The sequence below is a fragment of the Curtobacterium sp. MWU13-2055 genome (assembly GCF_023242305.1).
Classification (GTDB): Bacteria; Actinomycetota; Actinomycetes; order Actinomycetales; family Microbacteriaceae; genus Curtobacterium.
In genome coordinates, this window is record NZ_JALLIO010000003.1 from 394,068 (window position 1) to 413,899 (window position 19,832).

General features: G+C 71.7%; 21 protein-coding genes. 7 read left to right on the forward strand and 14 right to left on the reverse strand.

What is annotated here, in order from left to right:
- Positions 1-191: 191 nt before the first annotated feature.
- A complete protein-coding gene (locus M4960_RS09570) occupies positions 192-956 on the forward strand; it encodes an Abi family protein (RefSeq protein WP_248704102.1) in 765 nt (254 codons plus the stop codon).
- Between the two features lie 7 nt (positions 957-963).
- Here M4960_RS09570 and kdpC read toward each other — a convergent pair whose 3' ends face one another.
- The 5 genes from kdpC to M4960_RS09595 are packed head-to-tail and all read right to left on the reverse strand — an operon-like array spanning position 964 to position 5,582.
- A complete protein-coding gene (gene kdpC / locus M4960_RS09575; protein WP_123293048.1) occupies positions 964-1,566 on the reverse strand; it encodes a potassium-transporting ATPase subunit KdpC in 603 nt (200 codons plus the stop codon).
- A gap of 2 nt (positions 1,567-1,568) precedes the next feature.
- Entirely contained in the window at positions 1,569-3,662 is a 2,094-nt protein-coding gene (gene kdpB, locus M4960_RS09580; RefSeq protein WP_248704103.1) for a potassium-transporting ATPase subunit KdpB, read from the reverse strand.
- A complete protein-coding gene (gene kdpA, locus M4960_RS09585) occupies positions 3,659-5,350 on the reverse strand; it encodes a potassium-transporting ATPase subunit KdpA (protein WP_123293400.1) in 1,692 nt (563 codons plus the stop codon). The genes kdpB and kdpA overlap by 4 nt, the downstream gene beginning before the upstream one ends.
- 8 nt (positions 5,351-5,358) lie before the next feature.
- Positions 5,359-5,448 (reverse strand): potassium-transporting ATPase subunit F, encoded by a 90-nt coding sequence (locus M4960_RS09590; protein ID WP_017887940.1) that lies wholly within the window; start codon positions 5,446-5,448, stop codon positions 5,359-5,361.
- Positions 5,445-5,582, reverse strand: a complete 138-nt coding sequence (locus tag M4960_RS09595) for a hypothetical protein (RefSeq protein WP_155896901.1) — start codon at positions 5,580-5,582, stop codon at positions 5,445-5,447. The genes M4960_RS09590 and M4960_RS09595 overlap by 4 nt, the downstream gene beginning before the upstream one ends.
- Positions 5,583-5,711: 129 nt before the next feature.
- On the opposite strand from M4960_RS09595, the gene M4960_RS09600 reads away from it, so the two are divergent.
- Positions 5,712-6,059: a hypothetical protein gene (locus M4960_RS09600; RefSeq protein ID WP_248704104.1), complete on the forward strand. Its 348-nt coding sequence runs from the start codon at positions 5,712-5,714 to the stop codon at positions 6,057-6,059.
- Positions 6,060-6,078: 19 nt separating this feature from the next.
- Here the strand turns inward: M4960_RS09600 and M4960_RS09605 are convergent, their stop codons facing one another.
- Positions 6,079-7,026: a YafY family protein gene (locus M4960_RS09605; RefSeq protein WP_248704105.1), complete on the reverse strand. Its 948-nt coding sequence runs from the start codon at positions 7,024-7,026 to the stop codon at positions 6,079-6,081.
- 62 nt (positions 7,027-7,088) lie between these two features.
- Here M4960_RS09605 and M4960_RS09610 point away from each other — a divergent pair, with 62 nt between their 5' ends.
- Positions 7,089-7,508: a VOC family protein gene (locus tag M4960_RS09610; RefSeq protein WP_134194425.1), complete on the forward strand. Its 420-nt coding sequence runs from the start codon at positions 7,089-7,091 to the stop codon at positions 7,506-7,508.
- Between the two features lie 22 nt (positions 7,509-7,530).
- On the opposite strand, the gene M4960_RS09615 is transcribed toward M4960_RS09610, so the two are convergent.
- Positions 7,531-8,379 (reverse strand): putative RNA methyltransferase, encoded by an 849-nt coding sequence (locus M4960_RS09615; RefSeq protein ID WP_248704106.1) that lies wholly within the window; start codon positions 8,377-8,379, stop codon positions 7,531-7,533.
- A 35-nt stretch (positions 8,380-8,414) separates the two neighbouring features.
- Here M4960_RS09615 and M4960_RS09620 point away from each other — a divergent pair, with 35 nt between their 5' ends.
- From M4960_RS09620 to M4960_RS09635, 4 genes are read left to right on the forward strand one after another with little or no spacing between them, the layout of a single operon-like run.
- Positions 8,415-9,170, forward strand: coding sequence for an SDR family NAD(P)-dependent oxidoreductase (locus M4960_RS09620; RefSeq protein ID WP_248704107.1), 756 nt, complete (start codon positions 8,415-8,417; stop codon positions 9,168-9,170).
- Positions 9,171-9,219: 49 nt separating this feature from the next.
- The gene (locus tag M4960_RS09625; RefSeq protein ID WP_248704108.1) at positions 9,220-9,840 is read left to right on the forward strand and encodes a hypothetical protein; all 621 of its coding nucleotides are present in this window, start codon (positions 9,220-9,222) and stop codon (positions 9,838-9,840) included.
- A gap of 51 nt (positions 9,841-9,891) precedes the next feature.
- The gene (locus M4960_RS09630; RefSeq protein ID WP_248704109.1) at positions 9,892-10,830 is read left to right on the forward strand and encodes an aldo/keto reductase family oxidoreductase; all 939 of its coding nucleotides are present in this window, start codon (positions 9,892-9,894) and stop codon (positions 10,828-10,830) included.
- Positions 10,831-10,852: 22 nt separating this feature from the next.
- Positions 10,853-11,380, forward strand: coding sequence for a GNAT family N-acetyltransferase (locus tag M4960_RS09635; protein ID WP_248704110.1), 528 nt, complete (start codon positions 10,853-10,855; stop codon positions 11,378-11,380).
- A 93-nt stretch (positions 11,381-11,473) separates the two neighbouring features.
- Here the strand turns inward: M4960_RS09635 and M4960_RS09640 are convergent, their stop codons facing one another.
- The 7 genes from M4960_RS09640 to M4960_RS09670 form a co-directional block, all read right to left on the reverse strand.
- Positions 11,474-11,692, reverse strand: coding sequence for a hypothetical protein (locus tag M4960_RS09640; protein WP_248704111.1), 219 nt, complete (start codon positions 11,690-11,692; stop codon positions 11,474-11,476).
- 67 nt (positions 11,693-11,759) lie between these two features.
- Positions 11,760-14,927 (reverse strand): GH92 family glycosyl hydrolase, encoded by a 3,168-nt coding sequence (locus M4960_RS09645; RefSeq protein WP_248704112.1) that lies wholly within the window; start codon positions 14,925-14,927, stop codon positions 11,760-11,762.
- 47 nt (positions 14,928-14,974) lie between these two features.
- A complete protein-coding gene (locus tag M4960_RS09650; protein WP_248704113.1) occupies positions 14,975-16,621 on the reverse strand; it encodes a serine/threonine-protein kinase in 1,647 nt (548 codons plus the stop codon).
- 108 nt (positions 16,622-16,729) lie between these two features.
- A complete protein-coding gene (locus tag M4960_RS09655) occupies positions 16,730-17,548 on the reverse strand; it encodes a phosphatase PAP2 family protein (RefSeq protein ID WP_248704114.1) in 819 nt (272 codons plus the stop codon).
- A 44-nt stretch (positions 17,549-17,592) separates the two neighbouring features.
- Positions 17,593-17,844, reverse strand: a complete 252-nt coding sequence (locus M4960_RS09660; RefSeq protein ID WP_131877760.1) for a hypothetical protein — start codon at positions 17,842-17,844, stop codon at positions 17,593-17,595.
- A gap of 23 nt (positions 17,845-17,867) precedes the next feature.
- On the reverse strand, positions 17,868-19,553 hold the full coding sequence (locus M4960_RS09665; RefSeq protein WP_131877762.1) for a bifunctional 3'-5' exonuclease/DNA polymerase: 1,686 nt from the start codon (positions 19,551-19,553) through the stop codon (positions 17,868-17,870).
- Positions 19,554-19,601: 48 nt separating this feature from the next.
- Complete coding sequence (locus M4960_RS09670) at positions 19,602-19,808, reverse strand: hypothetical protein (protein ID WP_111083557.1); 207 nt, start codon at positions 19,806-19,808, stop codon at positions 19,602-19,604.
- Positions 19,809-19,832: the final 24 nt, after the last annotated feature.

The window sequence follows — 19,832 nt, forward strand, 5'->3', positions numbered from 1 at the left end:
ACTGATATACTCTTCGTAACCGTTCCCACCAAGGCTCGAGCCCCGGCTTCCTCAAATCGGGTGGGACTGTCCCGTCCCGCGTCCGTCTCGGACGCGGGACGGAGTTCTTCACCGCTCACGTTCGTTCCCCACGCTGTAGTTGCTGCCGGCTTGCCCGAGATCATCAGTTCCCTCGATCTCGGAGCCTTTCGATGCCGGACGCCTCGGCCGCAATCTCGCGTTACCGCACCGCGCAGTTCCGCCAAGCACTGCACGAACGAGGTCTCGACCCTTCCGACGCCTCGGTCCGGAGAGTGCACGATTTCGACAGTGGGCTCCGCTCCGTCGCCCTCGGTCTGTCCGAGCGCATCGAACTCGCCCTGCGTGGCCATCTGGACGCGCTGGGCGCAGCTCGATTCGGATCGCACTGGTACCTCGACCGTCGGGCGTTCCGTGACACCTTCGATCACCGTGCGCTCCTCCGACATGCTCGGGCGGCGCTCGATCGAACGGCAGATCCCGCCATCCGTTCGGCGTGGCACGAGCGGCGCTTCGAACGGGTGCCGTTCGGGATGCTCGCCGAAGAGCTCAGCCTCGGTGAACTGTCCCGCCTCACCTGCGGGTTGGAACCCGCCGCTCGGGACGAGGTGGCGGAAGCATTCCGCTTGCCCCCTGCGACGATCCGTCCGTGCCTGCACCACCTCACGCACGTCCGGAACTGCTGCGCCCACCACACGCGGCTCTGGGGCCGCAGCTTCCGGATCCCGCCGCCGACCTTCCGCTCCCCCGCCGACCTGGTCGCTCGGCTCGAGGGGCTGCCGAAGCGCACGCCGGTGCATTCCCTCGAACTGCTCGCACACCTCGCCGAGACCGTCGGCCCGTGCGACCGTCACGCCGATGCTGTTCGACGATTGATCGACGAGCACGACGACCTGATCGACGGCATCGGCGGACGGCCGAGCTGGGCGGCGAGGTGACCGCATGTCAGGACAGCTTCGCCAGCGCGAGGTTCAGGGCCAGCACGTTCACGACGGGCTCGCCGAGGAACCCGAGCTGACGCGACTCGGTGTGCGATGCGACCAACTGCCGCACCGTGTCCTCGGACACGCCCCGCGCCGCCGCCACCCGCGCGACCTGCTGCGACGCGTACGCGGGGCTGATGTCCGGGTCGAGACCCGAACCCGAGGCGGTGACCGCGTCGGCGGGGACGTCCGCCTCCGAGACCCCGTCGGCCTCTGCCAGTGCCGCACGCCGCTCCTCGACGGCCTTCAGCAGGTCCGGGTTGTTCGGCCCGAGGTTCGAGCCGGACGAGGCCCCGGCGTCGTAGCCGTCCTCGCCAGCTGCGGAGGGCCGCGACTGGAACCAGCGATCAGCCTGCTTGCCGGAGAACGACTGCCCGATGAGCGAGGACCCGACGACGGCGCCGGACGAGTCGGTGACCTCCGAGCCGTTGGCCTGCTCGTGGAACACCCCCTGGCCGACGCCCCAGACGGCGAGCGGGTAGCCGACGCCGAGCACGACGGTGGCGAGCAGGGTGAGGCGGATGGCCACACCAGCGGAACGGACGGTGGAACGTGCAGATGCCATGACTAGAACCCCGGGATGAGACCGACCACGAGGTCGATCAGTTTGATGCCGATGAAGGGGACGACCACGCCGCCGAGCCCGTAGACGAGCAGGTTGCGGCCGAGGATCGACGACGCTGCGGCGGCGCGGTACTTGACGCCGCGCAGGGACAGCGGGATGAGCGCCACGATGACGAGCGCGTTGAAGACGACGGCGGACAGGATCGCGGACGACGGGCTGTGCAGGCCCATGATGTTGAGCGCCGCGAGCCCGGGGAACGCCGCCTGGAACATCGCCGGGATGATCGCGAAGTACTTCGCGACGTCGTTGGCGATGGAGAAGGTGGTCAGGGCCCCGCGGGTGATGAGCAGCTGCTTGCCGATCCGGACGACGTCGATCAGCTTGGTCGGGTCGGAGTCGAGGTCGACCATGTTGCCCGCCTCCTTCGCCGCCGTCGTGCCGGTGTTCATCGCGACGCCGACGTCCGCTTGCGCCAGGGCCGGGGCGTCGTTGGTGCCGTCCCCGGTCATCGCGACGAGGTTGCCGCCCTCCTGCTCGCGCTTGATGTAGGCGAGCTTGTCCTCCGGGGTGGCCTCGGCCAGGAAGTCGTCGACGCCGGCCTCGTGCGCGATCGCGGCCGCGGTGCGGGGGTTGTCACCGGTGATCATCACCGTGCGGATGCCCATCGACCGGAGCTCGGCGAACCGTGACGCCATGCCGTCCTTGACGACGTCCTTCAGGTGCACGACGCCGAGCAGGGCGACCGCGCCGTCCGAGGAGCGGCGGCCGACGACCAGTGGGGTGCCACCCTGGTCGGAGATCTCCGCGACGGTGGAGTCGATCGCGGCAACCAAACCGGCGTCGGGGGTGTCAGCCCAGGCCAGCACTGCCGCTGCGGCACCCTTCCGGATCTGCGACCCGTCCGGCAGGTCCAGACCGGACATGCGCGTCTGCGCCGTGAACGGCACCTCGACGGCGCCGTCCGGCAGGGCCGGCGTGACCCCGGCGTCAGCAGCGAGCGACACGATCGAGCGGCCTTCGGGCGTCGAGTCCGCCGCGCTCGACAGGGCTGCTGCCGCCATCAGCGAGGACTCGCTCACACCCGGCACCGGCACCACGCGGGACGCCCGGCGGTTGCCGTACGTGATCGTGCCGGTCTTGTCGAGCAGCAGGGTGGTGATGTCGCCGGCGGCCTCGACCGCGCGGCCTGACATCGCGAGCACGTTGTGCTGCACGAGCCGGTCCATGCCGGCGATGCCGATCGCGGAGAGCAGGGCCCCGATGGTGGTCGGGATGAGGCAGACGAGCAGGGCGATCAGGACGGAGACGCTGACCGTGGCACCGACGAGCCCCGCGATGGGCTGCATCGTCAGGCAGACGATCACGAAGACGATCGACAGCGAGGCGAGCAGGATGTTCAGCGCGATCTCGTTCGGCGTCTTCTGCCGGGCCGCCCCCTCGACGAGGCGGATCATCCGGTCGATGAAGGTCTCACCAGGGGTCGAGGTGATGCGCACGATGATCCGGTCGGACAGCACCCGGGTGCCGCCGGTGACGGCACTGCGGTCGCCGCCGGACTCGCGGATGACCGGTGCGGACTCCCCCGTGACGGCCGACTCGTCGACGGACGCGATGCCGTCGACGACGTCACCGTCACCCGGGATCACCTCGCCGGCGACGACGACCACCACGTCACCCTTGGCCAGGTCGACCGACGCGACCTCCTCGGTCTCGTTGCCGACGGCTGCGGCGTCGGCCGGGTCGTAGCCGAGCACCCGTCGGGCGCTCGTGGTCGAGCGTGTCTTCCGCAGCGTGTCGGCCTGGGCCTTGCCCCGGCCCTCGGCGACCGACTCCGCGAGGTTCGCGAAGACGACCGTGAGCCAGAGCCACACCGCGATCGCGATGGTGAACGCGGACGGCTCGACGACGGCGGCGACCGTCGTCAGCGCGGCGCCGACCTCGACGATGAACATCACGGGGTTCCGCCACATCAGTCGCGGATCGAGCTTGCGCAGCGCGCCCGGGAGGCCCGCCACCAGTTGACGGGGTCCGAATGCGGACGAGCGGGTGGCCGGCTCCACTGCGGTGCGCGGTTCCGGCTCGGTGGTCACGGTCATGACAGTCCTTCTGCGAGCGGGCCCAGTGCGAGCACCGGGAAGTAGGTGAGTGCGGTGACGATGACGGCGACGCCGCCGAGCAGCCCGATGAACAGCGGGCGGTGGGTGGGCAGCGTGCCGGCGGTCTCGGGTACGCGGTCCTGGGCGGCGAGGGACCCGGCGAGCGCCAGGACGAACACCATCGGCACGAAGCGCCCGAGCAGCATCACGACGCCGAGCGCGGAGTTCATCCACGTGGTGTTCGCGGTGAGCCCGCCGAAGGCCGAGCCGTTGTTGTTCGCACCCGAGGTGAAGGCGTAGAGCAGCTCGGACAGTCCGTGGTTGCCGGGGTTGAAGATCGACGTGCCGAGCACCTGTTCCCGGACACCGGGGATCACGAGCGAGAGTCCGGTCGCGAGGAGCACGAGGGTCGGCGTCACCAGGATGTACAGCGCCGCGAAGGTCATCTCCTTGGCGCGGATCTTCTTGCCGAGGTACTCCGGGGTCCGGCCGACGAGCAGCCCGCCGATGAACACCGTGATGACGGCGAGCACGAGCATGCCGTACAGGCCGGAACCGACACCGCCGGGGGTGACCTCGCCGAGCATCATGTTGAGCATCGCCATCATCCCGCCGATCGGCGTGAAGCTGTCGAACATGCCGTTCACCGCACCGGTCGAGGTCGCGGTCGACGTCGTGCCGAACAGGGTGGTGCCGAGGATCCCGAACCGGGTCTCCTTACCCTCCATCGCGGCACCGGCTGCGTGTGTGGCGAGCCCCCCACCGCTGAGCTCGGCGATCGACATCACCGACAGGGACACGAGGAAGATCGCGCCCATCACGGCGAGGATCGCGTAGCCCTGGCGGTCGTCGCCGACCATCCGGCCGAAGGTGCGCGGCAGCGAGAACGGGATGACGAGCATCAGGAAGACCTCGACCAGGTTCGTCCACGCCTGCGGGTTCTCGAACGGGTGCGCCGAGTTGGCGTTGAAGTAGCCACCGCCGTTCGTGCCGAGTTCCTTGATCGCTTCCTGCGACGCCACGAACCCGTCCGGCAGGTGCTGCGTGCCACCGACCAGCGTGGTGACGTCGGTGCCACTCCCCCACGACTGGATGACACCGCCGGCGACGAGCACGATCGCGAAGACGAACGCACCGGGCAGCAGCAGCCGACCGACGCCGCGGACGACGTCGACCCACACGTTGCCGAGCGTGCCGGACTTGCGGCGGGCGAACCCGCGCACCAGTGCCACGGCGACGGCGAGGCCGACGGCTGCGGACAGGAAGTTCTGCACCGCGAGGCCGGCCATCTGCACGCTGTACCCGACGGTGACCTCGGGCGAGTAGGACTGCCAGTTCGTGTTCGCGACGAACGACGCCGCGGTGTTGAACGCGAGCGACGGGCCGACGGCAGGGAGCCCGAGGTCGCCGGGCAGCACGACCTGGATGCGCTGCAGCAGGTAGACGAGCAGGAGCCCGACGACGCTGAAGAGCAGCACGCCGCGCAGGTACACGGGCCACGACTGCTCGGCGTCCGGGTCGACCCCGATCAGCCGGTAGACCCCCCGCTCGACCCGGTTGTGCCGGACAGGCGTGAAGACCCGGGCCATCCAGTCGCCGAGCGGCCGGTAGGCGACGACGAGCAGCAGGACGAGCGTGGCGACCTGGACGATCCCCGCCCAGACGTCCGCGGCGCCCGACGCGCCCACGGCGCCCACTAGAACCGCTCCGGACGCACGAGCGCCCAGACGAGGTACACGACAGCGGCGATGCCGAGGACGGCGGCCGCGATGGTGATGCCGATCACAGCCGTTCCACCCCCTTGGCGATCAGTGCCACCACGCCGAACACGGCGAGGACACCGGCGACGACGAACACGTCGAACACGAGGGACTCCAGAAGGTCTGCGGTGTCCGCGCCGGGCGACGCGGACGGCACCACGTGTGGTGCCTGAACCGATGCTGGGTCCTGCGCCGGGCCTCCTGGGCGCTCCTAACGGTTTCCTCACGCCGCCCTGGCGGACGCATGCGCCCCGCTAACGCGCGCTCGCCGTCCTACGATCGGAGCATCGTGATCCCTGCTCCCCCGACCCGCCCCGGAACGAGGGCGTCCGCCGTGGCCGGGAGCCTGCTCACCACGGCCGTGGTGTCGATCGGTGCGCTGTGGGCGGTCGTCTTCGGGCCGCTGTGGCTCTTCGGTGAGCAGCGGCAGCTCCTGCTCTGGTTCTGGGCCGTGCCGCTGGCGTTCGTGCCGTGGCTGGCCGCGATCGCGGCGCTCGTCCTCGCACTGGTGGGGTGGTCGCGCGGGCGCGGGAGGAAGCGCGCGGTGCTGGCCGTCTGCTGCGCCGTGGTCGTCCTGCTGGCACCGATCGTGATGGTGTTCGGCCCGGGCAGCGCGCTCGTCGACACGTCGGTCTGAGGCCCGAACGGGTCCGTCTTCAGTCCGCGGTCGAGGCGCTGAGTCGTGCGGACAGCGCGCGGACCGAGCAGGCGAGGTCCTCGGGACCCTCGACGACGAAGTCGACCGCGAACCCCGCGAACGCTCCGGCCAGCCCCGGCCAGGACCACGAGCCGAGCGTGACCCGACTCCGCTCGTCGGACAGGGGTTCGACGACGGCGCCCTCGGGCAGGTAGGGCGTGATCGTCCGCGCGTCGGCAGTCGTCACGGTGACCGAACCGACGCACGGCCACACGTCGACCTGCGCCGATCCCTTGAACCGCGCCGACACGAAGGCCAGCGGGTCACCACCGGGCACCGGCCGGGGCGTGAACGGCACCCGCGTGCGCATCCGCGGGGTGATCCGGTCGATGCGGTGGGTGCGCCAGTCGTCGCGGTCGAGATCCCAGTCGAGCAGGTACCAGCGGCCGTTCCGCGCGATCACGGCGTGCGCTTCCACCCGGTGCGGGGTCTCGTCCTCGCCGTAGCCGAAGCGGAACACCTCGCGCAGGTGGACGGCCTCGCTCACCGCCACCAGCACGTCCGGGTCGGTCGTGGTGCGGCTCGTCGCGGTCACGGCCTGCACCGCGTCGATGCGCGACCGGAGCCGCCCCGGCATGACCTGCCGGATCGTCGCAAGCGCCCGGGCGGCCGACTCGGCGATGTCCGCGCCCGAGGCGGGGGCGACGGTCAGGGCGAGCGCGATCGCCACGGCCTGGTCGTCGTCGAACAGCAGCGGCGGAAGGTCCGAGCCCGCTGCGAGCCGGTAGCCCCCGGCCGGCCCGCGGAGCGCCTCCACCCGGTACCCGAGCTCGCGGAGCCGGTCGACGTCGCGGCGGACCGTGCGGGGGCTGACCTCGAGGCGTCCGGCGAGCTCGTCGCCCGGCCAGTCGCGGTGCACCTGCAACAGCGACAGCAGCGCGAGCATGCGCGAGGAGGGTCCGGCCATGTCGATCATTCTCGTCGGAGAAGCGGACATGATCTGACCGCATTGCCGGTCATCCTCGTTCCATGAGCATCGAAACGACACCCCACCTCAACTTCGACGGCAATGCCCGCGAGGCCCTCGACTTCTACGCATCGGTCTTCGGCGGCGAGGTCACCGCCGCCACCTACGGCCAGATGGGCGCCCTGGACGACCAGGCCTGGGCCGACCGCATCGTCTTCGGGCAGGTCTCCACCGACGCCGGGTTCCGGCTCATGGCCTTCGACGTCTGGCCTGGGCAGCCCTACGACCAGGGATCGAACGCGTTCTACGTGTTCGTGCACGGCGACGACACCGCCGAGATCGAGCGGTACTGGGCCGTGCTGTCCGACGGCGCCGAGATCCGGCAGCCCCTCGCTCCCTCGGCCTGGGCGCCGCTCGCCGGGCAGCTCCGCGACCGGTTCGGCGTGGTCTGGCAGCTCGACGTCGCCCCGGCCGACCGCTAGCTGTAGTTCCCCGTGGCCGCGGTCAGCGCGTCGGCGTCCACGTCGACACGGTGACCGCGGCCGTCACCGTCGCTGGGGCGAACGCCGCGTCCGGTGCGACGTGGTGGTGGCTCGGCCCCATGTGCACGACGTCGTGGACGTCCTCGGCGGAGAGGTCCATCGTCCAGGTCAGGTCCTCGGAGGACCGCAGGACGAACGACGGCGTGAGCGACTCGTGCAACCGCCGCTCCTTCTCCGGGTCGACGGAGATCGTCGCCTCGGCCAGCTCTGCCAGGTGACCGGTGCGCGGGGTCACGACGACCAGCACGCCACCGGGGTGCAGGACGCGGGCGTACTCGGTCTGGTTGCGCGGTGCGAAGACATCGAGGACGACGGCGGCAGCGTGGTCGACGACCGGGAGGCGCTCGGTCACGTCCCCGACGACGGCTCCGGCACGTTCGTGGACGCGGGCCGCCCGTCGGATCGCGATGGCCGACAGGTCCAGCGCGACCCCGAGCCGCCCGTCCGCACCGTCCGGAACGTCCGCACCGTCCGGAACGTGCGCTGCGTCCAGCGCATGCGCCAGGTAGGTCCCCGGACCGGACCCGACGTCGAGCACGATGCCGGGGGCCGTCGCCTCGGCGACGGCGTCGGCGAGCGCCCGCTCGACGGGCGCGTAGTGGCCCCGTCCCAGGAACCGCAGCCGGGCGTCGACCATCTCCGGGGTGTCCGCGGTGAGCGACCGACGCTTCGCCGGCAGGAGCGTCAGGTGGCCCTGCTTGGCCTCGTCGAACCGGTGCCCGGTCGCACAGCCGACCTGGCCGCCGTCGACCCGACCGAGGGGCTCGGCGCACACGGGGCAGGCGAGCATCGGCAGCAGGTCGTCACGCACCGGCCCAGCGTACGGGGCCTCGCTAGCCTGGCCGGATGTCGCTGCAGCAGCTCTTCGGCCTCGACGGACGCACCGCCCTGGTGACGGGAGGCAGTTCCGGCATCGGACGCGCCATCGCCACCGCACTCGCCGACGCGGGTGCGCACGTGCTCGTCGCTGCTCGGACACGGTCAACCATCGACGCGACGGTCGACGACATCCGCGCCGCTGGAGGATCGGCCGACGGCATCGTCGCCGACCTGTCCTCGCGCGCCGGAGCACACGCACTCGCCGATGCGGCGGGCGACGTCGACGTCCTCGTGAACTCCGCGGGGATCAACCTCCGGCCGCCGATGGCCGACCTCGACGAGGACACCTGGGACACCACGATGGCCGTGAACCTCGACGCACCCTTCGTGCTCGGCCAGCGGCTCGCGCCCGGCATGGCCGCGCGCGGCCACGGCCGGATCATCAGCATCAGCTCGCAGCAGGCGCACCGTCCGTTCGCCTCGAGTGGCGCGTACGGGGTCTCCAAGGCAGGCCTGGAGGCACTGGCCCGGTCCCAAGCGGAGGCCTGGTCCGCGCAGGGGGTCACCTCCAACGTCCTCATCCCCGGTTTCGTACGGACGCCGCTCAACGAGCGGCTCGGTTCCGACCCGGCCGCGGTGTCAGCCCTCGCGGCGCGGACGCTGGTCGGCCGGAACGGACTCGCTTCGGACTTCGCCGCCGCTGCCGTGTTCCTCGCCGGCCCTGGTTCGGCGTACGTCACGGGGCAGTCCATCGCGGTCGACGGCGGGTTCTCCGTCCACTGACCTCGAGGTGCGCCGACGACAGGGTGCTGCGCAGCAGTACGGTCAGGACATGGCAGTCATCGAGCAGGCAACGCTCCGCCCCTCCAAGGCCGAGGCGCTCGCCGCCTGGCTGCCCGACCAGGCGTGGAGCGGCGTCGTCGCGGGAGCGCCGCTGCAGGTCGTCGGGCAGTTCCGGTTCGACGACCCCGCCGGCGAGGTCGGCGTCGAAGTGCTGCTCGCCCGCACCGAGGACGGCCGGGTCCTGCAGGCGCCACTGACCTACCGGGATGCACCGCTGCCCGGCGCCGACGCGTTCCTGGTCACCGAGATGGACCACTCCGTGCTCGGGCGACGCTGGGTGTACGACGCCGTGGGCGATCCGGTCCACGCCGACGTCCTGCGCCGGGCGATCGTCACCGGCGGGCACGAAGCGGAGCTCGAACTCGCGAACGGTGCCGGACGGCGGCCGAAGGACGCCTGGGCCAGCGGCAGCGGCTCCGAACCCGACTCCCCCGATGTCACCTCGGTGCACGCGACCACGACGGGCGCGGTGACGTCGATCGCGACCGACCACGGCACGATCGTCATCGCAAGGGTCATCGGCACGGCCCTGCCCGAGGGCGAGAAGCTGACCGGTACGTGGACGGACGGCTCCGGAGTGCTCGCCGTCCTGCTGCCCGAACGCGCCTGAGGTACTGGCAGGGCCTGCCTGCACCGGGGACCGGCTGGCAGGATCGTGGGCGTGAAGACACTGGAGTTGCCACAGACGGACCTCACCGCATCCGACGTCGTCGTCGGCTTGATGCGGATCAACGACATGAGCGACGAGGACATCCGCGCGCTCTACCGCGCCTCGCGGGACGCGGGCGTGAACATGTTCGACCACGCCGCGGTGTACGGCGAGTGGCACGGTTGCGAGGAGCGGTTCGGTGCCGCCGTGACGCTGTCGCCGTCGGAGCGTGCCGAGATCGTGCTGCAGACCAAGGTCGGCATCCGTCCGACCCCGAACGGCGCGTACTTCGACTTCTCGTACGAGCACATCCTCGAGTCGGTCGAGGAATCGCTCACCGCGCTGCAGACCGAGTACATCGACGTCCTGCTCCTGCACCGCCCCGACGCCCTGGTGGAGCCGGAAGAGGTCGCGAAGGCCTTCGACGAGCTGCACGCCGCCGGCAAGGTGCACCACTTCGGGGTCTCGAACCACACCCCCGGTCAGGTCGACCTGCTCAAGAAGCACGTCCAGCAGCCCCTCGCGTTCAACCAGGTGCAGCTGAGCATCACGCACGCCAATGTCATCTCGCAGGGCCTCACGGCGAACATGGGCGGCCTCGACCAGTCGATCTCCCGCGACAACGACATCCTCAACTACTCGCGGATCAACGACATCACGCTGCAGGCCTGGTCGCCGTTCCAGAAGGGGTTCTTCGACGGCGTCTTCCTCGGCGACCGCGAACAGTACGCCGACCTCAACGACGTCCTCGAGGACGTCGCCGCCGCGCACGGGGTCACCCCGACCGGCATCGCCGTCGCCTGGATCACCCGGCACCCCGCGCACTTCCAGGTCGTCCTCGGCACGACGAACCCGCAGCGCGTGCGCGACTCGGCGGCCGGCTCGGACGTCGAGCTGTCGCGCGAGGAGTGGTACCGCATCTTCACCGCCGCGGGGCACACCGTCCCGTGAGTCCATCGGGCAGGGTGGAGTCGTGCTCCACGACCTCACCCTGCCCGTCCGCCTGTCCGCCCGCGCCGGTTCGGTGGTGGTGCGGAACGCGGCCGACGGCGACCTCGACGCCCTGATGGCGCTGTTGTCCGACGACCCGATCAGTGCCGCCCGCGGCGATGTCGCCGCCCCGGAGGACCGCCCGCAGTACGCCGCGGCCCTTCGATCGATCACCGAGGACCCGACGAACTCGCTGCTGGTCGCCGAGGACGAGTCCAGTCGACTCGTCGGCACCTTGCAGCTCACCCGGATCCCGGGCATGGCTCGCCGGGGTTCGACGCGGCTGCTCGTCGAGGCCGTCCGCGTGAGCAGTGCGCTCCGCTCCGGCGGCATCGGCAGCGCGCTGATGCGCTGGGTGACAGACGTCGCAGCGCCGGACCTCGGGACCCCGCTCGTGCAGCTCACCTCGGACGCCGCCCGGACGGATGCGCACCGGTTCTACGAGCGCCTCGGCTTCACCGGCTCGCACGTCGGCTTCAAGTACCGCGTCCCAGACTCTTCCGCGCGCTGACGTTCTTTCCCAGAGCGCGCGCGATGCAAGACGGTTTCGGGCGTACCTGGTCGAAACTTCCGACCAGGTACGCCCGATTCGACCAGGTACGCCTCAGTCGGAGGACGCCGGGGTCCCCGACGACGGGACGCGCACGTCGACCGGGGACACCGCGGCGGGGTCGGCGGAGGCACCACCCACGACGTCGAAGGAGATCCCGAGCATCGCCGGGTCCTCGTCGAGCTCCAGCCCGTCCTCGCGGACCTGGTCCTCCGGGATTGCACGGCCACCAGACGGGTCCCACGAGTTCGCGATCGACATGCCGTCGAGCATGCCGGGCGACCTTGAGTGACGCCTCTGAATCGCCGTAGAGCGAGCGATCAGTCGCGGTGGCCGGCGGTCAGGAACGATCCGCCGCGATCAGCTCGAGCTGCGTCAACCCGACGTCGGTACCCGCCGTGAACACGAACGACGAGCCGCCGCCGATGATCCGGAACACCCGGGTCTGCCCGGGCCAGGTGAACTCGGCGCCGTCGACGGCCGTGACGGTCTCACCGAGGGACACCTGCCACGAGTACGACCCCGGAGTCGCCACCGTCACCGTGTACAGCGACGCGGCGGGGCAGTCCACGTCGAACGAGACCGACTCCCCCGTGGCGACCGCCGTGAGGGTCCGCCCGGTGTCGTCGACCAGTGGCGACGAGCCCTCCGACGACATCCCGACGGGCAGCAGGTCGACGGGGGCGTCCCGGTAGCCGTGGACCTCGGAGGCCGACACCGGCCGCGTGTCCGATGCCCAGCCCTGCGGTTCGGACGACAGCGTGAAGACGATGCGCGACGCCGACACCACCACGTGGTGCGGGATGCTGACCGATGTCCAGGGCGAGCCGTCGACCGTCACCGACGCCACGTAGGCACCTGCGGAACCGTCGGCGATCTCGATGACGGTGGGCGTTCCTCCCGGCTGCTGCAGCACCGTCCTGCGGACCGACGGCGGCACGAGCACGTAGGTGCCCGTGGACGGCGCCAGCGGGTACAGGCCGATCGTCGCGAAGACGTACCAGGCGCTCATCTCGCCGTTGTCCTCGTCACCGGGGTAGCCCTGGCCGAGGTCGGAGCCGACGAACAGCCGCTCGAGCGATTCGCGCACGATGCGGTGGGCGTCGTCGTGCCGACCGGTGAACATCGGGAAGAACGGGATGTGGTGCGCCGGCTGGTTGGACAGGCCGAGCATGCCCATCCGGACGTCGCGGGCCTCGGTCATCTCGTGGATGGGGAAGCCGTACGCGCCGGAGCGGACGGTCGCGCCGGTCTCGGGTGTCGCGAAGAAGGCGTCGATCGTGGCGTCGAACCGGGCCGGTCCGCCGTGCAGGTCCACGATGCCGGCACCGTCGTGGGGTGCGGTGAAGGCCGTACCCCACGCGTTCGTCTCGGTGTAGTCGTCGCCCCAGTCGCGCGGGTCGAACTCGGTGCCGACCCGCCACGAGCCGTCGGGGTCGCGGCCGATGAAGAAGCCCCGCTCGGAGTCGAACACGTGCCGGTACTGCAGCGATCGACGGGCGAACCACTCCGCCTCGGCCTCGTACCGGGACAGGTCGGCGGGCGTGCCCGCCCGCGACGCGAGCAGCCCCGCCATCACCGCGAGGCCCCAGTCGTTGATGGCGGCGTCGAGGGTCCAGGACATCCCCTCGGACGTCGCGGTGTCGACGTGGCCGCGGAAGGCGCCCGGGAGGCTCCCCTTGCGTCCGACGCGCTCGTCGCGCGGCGGGACGGTCGCGTTCCGCACGGCGCTCCGGTACGCCTCGGCAAGGTCGAACCCGGTGACGCCCTTCGCCGCGAGGTCCGCGAAGACGGTGTCGCTCGTGGTGCCCGTCATGCAGTCCTCGGCGCCGGGGGCGCTCCAGCGCGGGGTCCACCCGCCGTCGTGGTGGTGCTCGACGAAGCCCTGCGCGAGCTCGCCGGCGGTCTCCGGGGTGAGGAGTCCGAGGAGCGGCCAGGCGGTGCGGTAGGTGTCCCAGAACCCGTTCGTGGTGGTGAACGGCCCCTCGACGACCTCCGGCCCGGGCTCGTCGCGGATCGGGTCGGCGAGGACGGCTCCGTACGGGGAGCGGTGGTGCGGCGACCCGGTCAGGGCGGTCTCGCCGGCACGGTTCGGGTAGAGGAACAGCCGGTACAGGCCGGAGTACAGGCTCACCAGCTGGTCCGGGGTGGCTCCGTCGAACGACAGGGTCGCGAGCTTCTCCGTCCAGAGCGCCTCGGCGCGGGTGCACATGGCGTCGAAGGAGCCGGCGGCGTCGAGGTTCGCGCGGGCGTCCTCGATCGAGACGGTCGAGATGCCGAGCAGGACGTCGACCGCTCCGTCGCCGTCCACGGCCAGCCAGCCGCGCAGCTCGTGCTCGCCGGTGCTGGTGTGGTCCGCGGTCACGTGCGGGATCCGGACGTGCACGTGGTGCGGCGGGGTGCCGGGGCGGTCGTCGAGCAGGGCCTCGACCACGGCGGTACCGTCGGTCACGGTCACGGAGACGTCGGAGACCCACCCGTGGTGGTCGAGCACGATGCTGCGGGTGCCGGTGAACCGGAAGCCGAGGGCGAACTCCCCCGCGGTCATCTCGGCCGTCACACCCTGGTCGAGGGCGACCCGGTACCGGTGCGGACCGTCGATCTCGTCGTCGTGGTCGAAGCCGAGCGCGCGGGCGGCTCGGTCGACGTCGGGGGTGTCGAGCGGCGACGGCATGACCTGGAACACGCCGCGGTCCCCCATCCACGGCGACGGGATGTGGCTCGTCGCGAAGGCCTGGATCGCCGGTCGGACCCGCCCGTCGGCGTCGGCGCGCGCGTGCTCCTGGTACGCGTACGGCCAGCGGTTGCTCGACGCGTCGGTCATCGGCAGGCCGAAGACCCCGCCGTGCGGGATGCCGACGAGCGGCGCGTTGTTGCCGCGGGAGAACCGCGACGAAGCCTGCGTGCCGCGGGTCGTGCGGACGTGGTCGAGCGGCGTGACCGGTGCCGGGCGTGCCGGGGCGATCCGGACGTCGTCGAGCCAGCCGCGCAGGGCTGGACGCTCCCCGTCGGTGTCCGACAGCTGCGTGTCGGAGCCGAGCCGGGCCTCCAGTCGGTCGACGACCAGCCCCGCGAACGGCGTGAGGTCCACCGCGCGACGGTTCCACTGGTCGACCCACTGCTTGCGGGCTGCGTCTTGCGCCTCGGGCGTGAGCGCGTCGCCGTACTGGTCGCGGGCGTGTCCGCCGTGCGCGGCCGCGTGCTCGCTCAGTCGTGTGCCGTCGGTGAAGACGACGTCCACGGTGAAGGCCGTGGCGTCCCAGAAGTGCGGCAGGTCCGCCTCGGTGGGCTCGGTGGCGCCCTGCGGCAGCGTGCGTTCGGGGAACCAGACCCACGACAGTTCGTCGCCGGGTGCGACCACCCGGCCCCCGGCCCCGGGCACGAGCGCCACGACGGCGCCGTCACCCGCGGGTCGTTCGACCAGCCATCCCTCCGATGATCCGAAGCCGACACCGTTCCGCGCCGCGACGGCCGTCGTCGGCCCACCGCTCCGTTGCAGTTCTCGCACGGGTCCAGCGTATTTGGTCCAGCGTCTGGACGAAAACGCTCGGCGTGTCAGCCCTTGTTCTGCCCGGGCGCGTTCTCCGAGTTGCCCGGACCCGCGTCCGCTGACGTATCGGCCGACGTGTCGGTCGTCGTGTCGGCTGCGCCGTCGGCCGGGTCGGCGCCGTCCTGCGGCTCCTGCACCGGGTTCGAGACCGGCGCGCTCGGCTCCGGACCGACGGACGGCTCCTGGCTGGGCTCGGCGGGCTCGCTCGGCTGTTCAGCGGGCTCGGACGGCTGCTCGGCCGGCTCGGAGGGCTGCTGCTCAGCCGGCTCGCTCGGCTGCTGCTGCTCCTGGCTCGGCTGCTGCTCCTCGCTCGGCTGCTGCTCCTCGCTCGGCTGCTGCTCCGTCGGCGCGGTCGAGTTCGTGTCCGTCGGAGCCGGTGTGCCGTCGTCGTCGCCGTTCAGTGCGAACACTGCGACCCCGATGCCGACCAGCACCAGGACGACCACGACGATCGCCGTGATGATCGGCCCCTTGCGTCGCTTCTCGCGCTTCGCCGGGTCGTCACCGGAGCCCGGGCGGACGGGTAGAGCCGCGGGTGGCACCCCGCCTCCTCCGCCGGTCGGGCCGCCGGCTCCGCGCTGAGCACCGAGGACGGTGGTCGACACGTCGTCCGCGGCGTTCGGCTGCTGGGCGTCCATCACGCGGGTCGCGTCGTCCGCGCCCGGCTGTCCACCCGGACGGGAGGCAGCACTCGCCGGCATCACGCGGGTCGCGTCGTCCGCGTGCGCGGCCATCGGAGCCGTGGCTGCGGCGGCGGCACCGGCCGCGGCTGCTCCGGCTGCCGCGCCGGCACCGGCTGCCGTCAGCGTGCCCGGACCGCCGGGCAAGAGCTGCGTGGCGGGCCCGGGCTCGTCGCGGCCCAGGGCGCGGAGTCGTTCGGCTGCCTCGGCCGCGCTCGGGCGCTCGGACGGGTCCTGCGCGGTCATCACGTGCAGGAGCGTGCGCCAGGCCGTCGGCAGGTGCTGGTCGATCTCCGGGCTGCGGGTGAGTCGCGCGGTCGCGGACTCGATCGCGCTGCCCGGGAACGGCGTCCCGCCCGTCAGGCACTCGAGCAGCACCAACCCGAGCGCGTAGACGTCGGCCTTGCCGGTGATCTCCTGCGCCAGGACCTGCTCCGGCGCGAGGTACGCGGCCGTCCCCATCACGGTGCCCGTCCCCGTCACGCGGGAAGCGTCACGGAGCAGGGCGATGCCGAAGTCGGCGAGCTTGACGTGGCTGCCGTCACGCTCGAGCAGCACGTTGGCGGGCTTCACGTCGCGGTGGACGATGCCCTGGGCGTGCACGGCGCTCAATCCGTCGGCCACCTGTGCGCCGACGCGGGCGGCGGTCGTGGGGTCGAGCGGTCCTTCGCGCAGCCGAGTGGCCAGGTCGCTGCCGGGCACGAGCTCCATGACGAGGTACGAGTCCCCGTCCTCGTCGTCGAGGGCAGCGTCGTACAGGGTGACGAGGGCCGGGCTGCGCAGTGTCGCGAGCGTCTGGATCTCCGACTCGGCGCGGGCGCGTTCACCGTGGTCGACCGGTCCGATGCGGAACACCTTGACGGCGACCTCGCGGCCGAGCTGCTCGTCGACCGCCCGGTACACGGACGCCATGCCACCGTGTCCGAGCGTGCCCGTGACGCGGTACCTGCCGCCGAAGACCCGTTCTTCCATGACGGGCAACCTACCGGTAGCGGCTGACGGGGCTCTGCCCTCGGGGTGGTGTGGCCGTCGAGTGAGCAGAAGACGTCGAGTGCGCGAGGCTGACCCGACGTCTTCTGCTCACTGAGCGGGGCGACCCGAGTCCGGGGTGGGCTCGGCGCCGTGGCGGAGCGCCGTCAGGTACAGCCGGTGCGCCGTGATCACGAGGTCGAGCCAGGCGAGCCCCAGCGCCCACGCCGCGAGGACATCGGTGAGCCAGTGGTGCCCGAGGAACACCCGCGAGGCCCCGACCGACAGCACGAACAGGGTCCCGACGACGATCGTCCACACCCGCGTGACGACCCGCGACTGCCGCAGGAGCAACAGGTACACGATCGTGCCCACGATCACCGTCGCGTTGAGGGTGTGGCCGGACGGGAACGACGGCGAGTGCTCGTACGGCGGCACCGCGTCGGAGAGCGGCGGACGCGCTCGACCGATGAGGTCCTTGCCCGCGATCGTCATCAGCAGCGAGCCGCCACTCGCCGCGACGAGCAGCACCAACGGGGTCCACGCCCGACGCTGGATGGTGAACCCGACCAGGAACCCGAGGGCGACGATGGGCATGCCGATCGTGCCCGCGATGTCGGTCCACCACGTGACCAGGCGATCCCCCACGGGCGACCGGAGGGTGAGTGCCCAGTCGAGCACCGGGCGGTCGAGCACGGCGACGTCGTCGGCTTCGCGGACGGCGTCGTAGACCTCGGAGGCGAGCCAGGTCGCGACGACGGCGATGCCGATCCCGACGGCCAGCGTGAGCAGCAGGAGCGGCATCGCGCCGTACCGGTGGCCGAGCGTGGTCCACCCCTGCGCGGTCGCCCGGCCCGCGCGGGTGCGCCAGCGGGTGAGGTCGACCTCGCCGACGGTGCGGTCGGCGGCGTCCCCGCGTTCGGTGTCCATCCGTCCAGCCTGCCCGAAGCGCCCGGGAACCGCCGAGGCCGCGACTACTGCCTGCTCGCCCGGCGAGACCGCTGGAGGATGACGAGCCCGATGGTCACACCGACCGCGGTCATGAACGGGGTCATGAACCACGCGATGACGATCGGGACGGCCCGCTCCGCCGGCGCCTCGACGTGGAGCATCAACGACAGGGCGACGATCGGCAACGCGATCGTGGCCACCCAGCAGACCACCACCAGCACCGTGAGCAGTACGGCGGCACCCCGGTGGTCTGACCTTCGGTACGGAGTCGTCACGACACCATGCAACCAGGTACCGGTCAGTCCTTCGCCTCGGAGTACGCCCCCACCACCGCGACCGACAGCGGGAACGTCACCGGGAAGTCCTGGAACAACAGCCGACCGGCGTCGACCGCGGCCTCGCGGATCTGCGTCGCCACCCACTCGGCGTGCTCCTCCGGCGCGTGCACCACGATCTCGTCGTGCACGAAGAACACCAGGTGCGGCCCGTCCGTAACCGCCCCGGGGAACCGAGCGGTGAGCCGGGAGCGCAACGACCCCATCCACGCGAGCGCCCACTCGGCTGCGGTCCCCTGCACCACGAAGTTCCGGGTGAACCTCCCCCAGCTCCGCGCCCGGGACTCGACGGCACGCTGCATCGCCGGCGTCCCCTCGACCGTGTAGGCCTGGTTCCTGGCCTCGAACCACGACGACTCCGGAACGGGTGACGTCCGACCGAGCAACGTCGTGACGGCTTCGCCCCGCTCCCCCGCGCGTGCGGCGCGTTCGACCAGGTCGAGCGCACGCGGGAACGCCCGCACCAGGCGCGGGACGAGCCGACCACCCTCGCCCTGAGTGGCGCCGTACATCGCGCCCAGCATGGCCACCTTCGCCTGCTGCCGGGTCTCGACTGCGCCCGAGGCCACGACGCCGTCGTACAGGTCGCGTCCGTCGCCCGCGGAGGCCATCGCCCGGTCGCCGGCCATCGCGGCGAGCACGCGCGGTTCCAGCTGCGCAGCGTCGGCCACGACGAGCTTCCAGCCCGGGTCGGCGATGACGGCCCCGCGGATGCCCTTCGGCAGCTGCATCGCTCCCCCGCCGTCGGCTGCCCAGCGCCCGGTGACGACGCCGCCGACCACGTACTTCGGGTGGAACCGGCCGTCGCGCACCCAGTCGTCGAGCCACGTCCAACCGTTCGCCGTCAGGAGCCGCGCGAGTCGCTTGTACTCGAGCAGCGGTTCGATGACGGGGTGCTCGATCTCCTGCAGCTCCCACTTGCGGGTGCTCGTCACCATGAGCCCGGCACGGCGCAACGACCGCAGGACGTCGGCCGGCGAGTCCGGGTTGAGCGTCGGGTCGTCGAGGCGCTCGCGGACGACGGTGGCGATCTCCTCGAGCCGGCGCGGCCGCACGCCGTACGGGACGCGCGGTCCGAGCGTCTCCTCGAGCAAGCGTTCGTGCACGTCGGCACGCCACGGCAGCCCTGCGTGCAGCATCTCCGCCGCGACGAGGGCTCCGGCAGACTCCGCCGTCGTCAGCAGGCGGAGGGCACCGGGCGACGTCGACGTCGCGACCGCCGCGAGCTGGGCCCGGAACTCGGCGACCGGGTCGACGTCGTCGTCCGGCACCGAAGCGGTGAACAGGGCGTCGTCGAAGAGCTGGGCCTGCGTCGGCCGGACGACCCGGGCCTCCGCCACCGGAGCGTCGAGCGCGTCCGCCGGTGCCGCCGCGAGTGCGGAGCCACGCGCGGCCAGCGCTGCGCGGAGGATCCGTCGGCACAACCGCAGGTCGACGCAGCGCCCCACGCGTCCGCCGGCGGCGAGCACGGCCGGGTACCAGCGCGCGGTGTCGTCCCACACCCAGCGCACGCTCGGTGCGTCGTGCGCCGCGACGAAGGCTGGGAGGGCCGACTCGTCCACGCGCATCGGCTCACCGTCAGCGGTCCCCGAGTCGGTCAGGGGCGTCGCGAGGACGCCGCCGTCGACGCGGCGGAGGACGAGGTGCACGGAACGATCATGCCGTGCCCCACCGTCACCGGCTGACGGGGTGACGGATCAGGCGCGCTTCGGACCGCCGGGGCGCACGGCTGCGGTGTCGGCCACGTCGATGCGGACGTCACCGTCCTCGGCCCGGGACACCTCGACCCGGGGGTCGGCGTCGTGCGCGTCGGACCCGGACATGCGTCGGAAGGTGTCCTGGCGTCGTTCCTCGAACGTCATGTCCACGCCGTCGTCGAGGTGGTCGTGGTCGGGCTTCGTCATGCGCTGCACGGTACGCGCTGACTG

Bases quoted from the DNA above. Each gene is read 5' to 3' on its own strand.
- M4960_RS09570 (WP_248704102.1), top strand. From the start codon at position 192: ATGCCGGACGCCTCGGCCGCAATCTCGCGTTACCGCACCGCGCAGTTC.
- kdpC (WP_123293048.1), bottom strand. From the start codon at position 1,566: ATGGCATCTGCACGTTCCACCGTCCGTTCCGCTGGTGTGGCCATCCGC.
- kdpB (WP_248704103.1), bottom strand. From the start codon at position 3,662: ATGACCGTGACCACCGAGCCGGAACCGCGCACCGCAGTGGAGCCGGCC.
- M4960_RS09605 (WP_248704105.1), bottom strand. From the start codon at position 7,026: ATGGCCGGACCCTCCTCGCGCATGCTCGCGCTGCTGTCGCTGTTGCAG.
- M4960_RS09610 (WP_134194425.1), top strand. From the start codon at position 7,089: ATGAGCATCGAAACGACACCCCACCTCAACTTCGACGGCAATGCCCGC.
- M4960_RS09620 (WP_248704107.1), top strand. From the start codon at position 8,415: ATGTCGCTGCAGCAGCTCTTCGGCCTCGACGGACGCACCGCCCTGGTG.
- M4960_RS09625 (WP_248704108.1), top strand. From the start codon at position 9,220: ATGGCAGTCATCGAGCAGGCAACGCTCCGCCCCTCCAAGGCCGAGGCG.
- M4960_RS09640 (WP_248704111.1), bottom strand. From the start codon at position 11,692: ATGCTCGACGGCATGTCGATCGCGAACTCGTGGGACCCGTCTGGTGGC.
- M4960_RS09650 (WP_248704113.1), bottom strand. From the start codon at position 16,621: ATGGAAGAACGGGTCTTCGGCGGCAGGTACCGCGTCACGGGCACGCTC.
- M4960_RS09655 (WP_248704114.1), bottom strand. From the start codon at position 17,548: ATGGACACCGAACGCGGGGACGCCGCCGACCGCACCGTCGGCGAGGTC.
- M4960_RS09670 (WP_111083557.1), bottom strand. From the start codon at position 19,808: ATGACGAAGCCCGACCACGACCACCTCGACGACGGCGTGGACATGACG.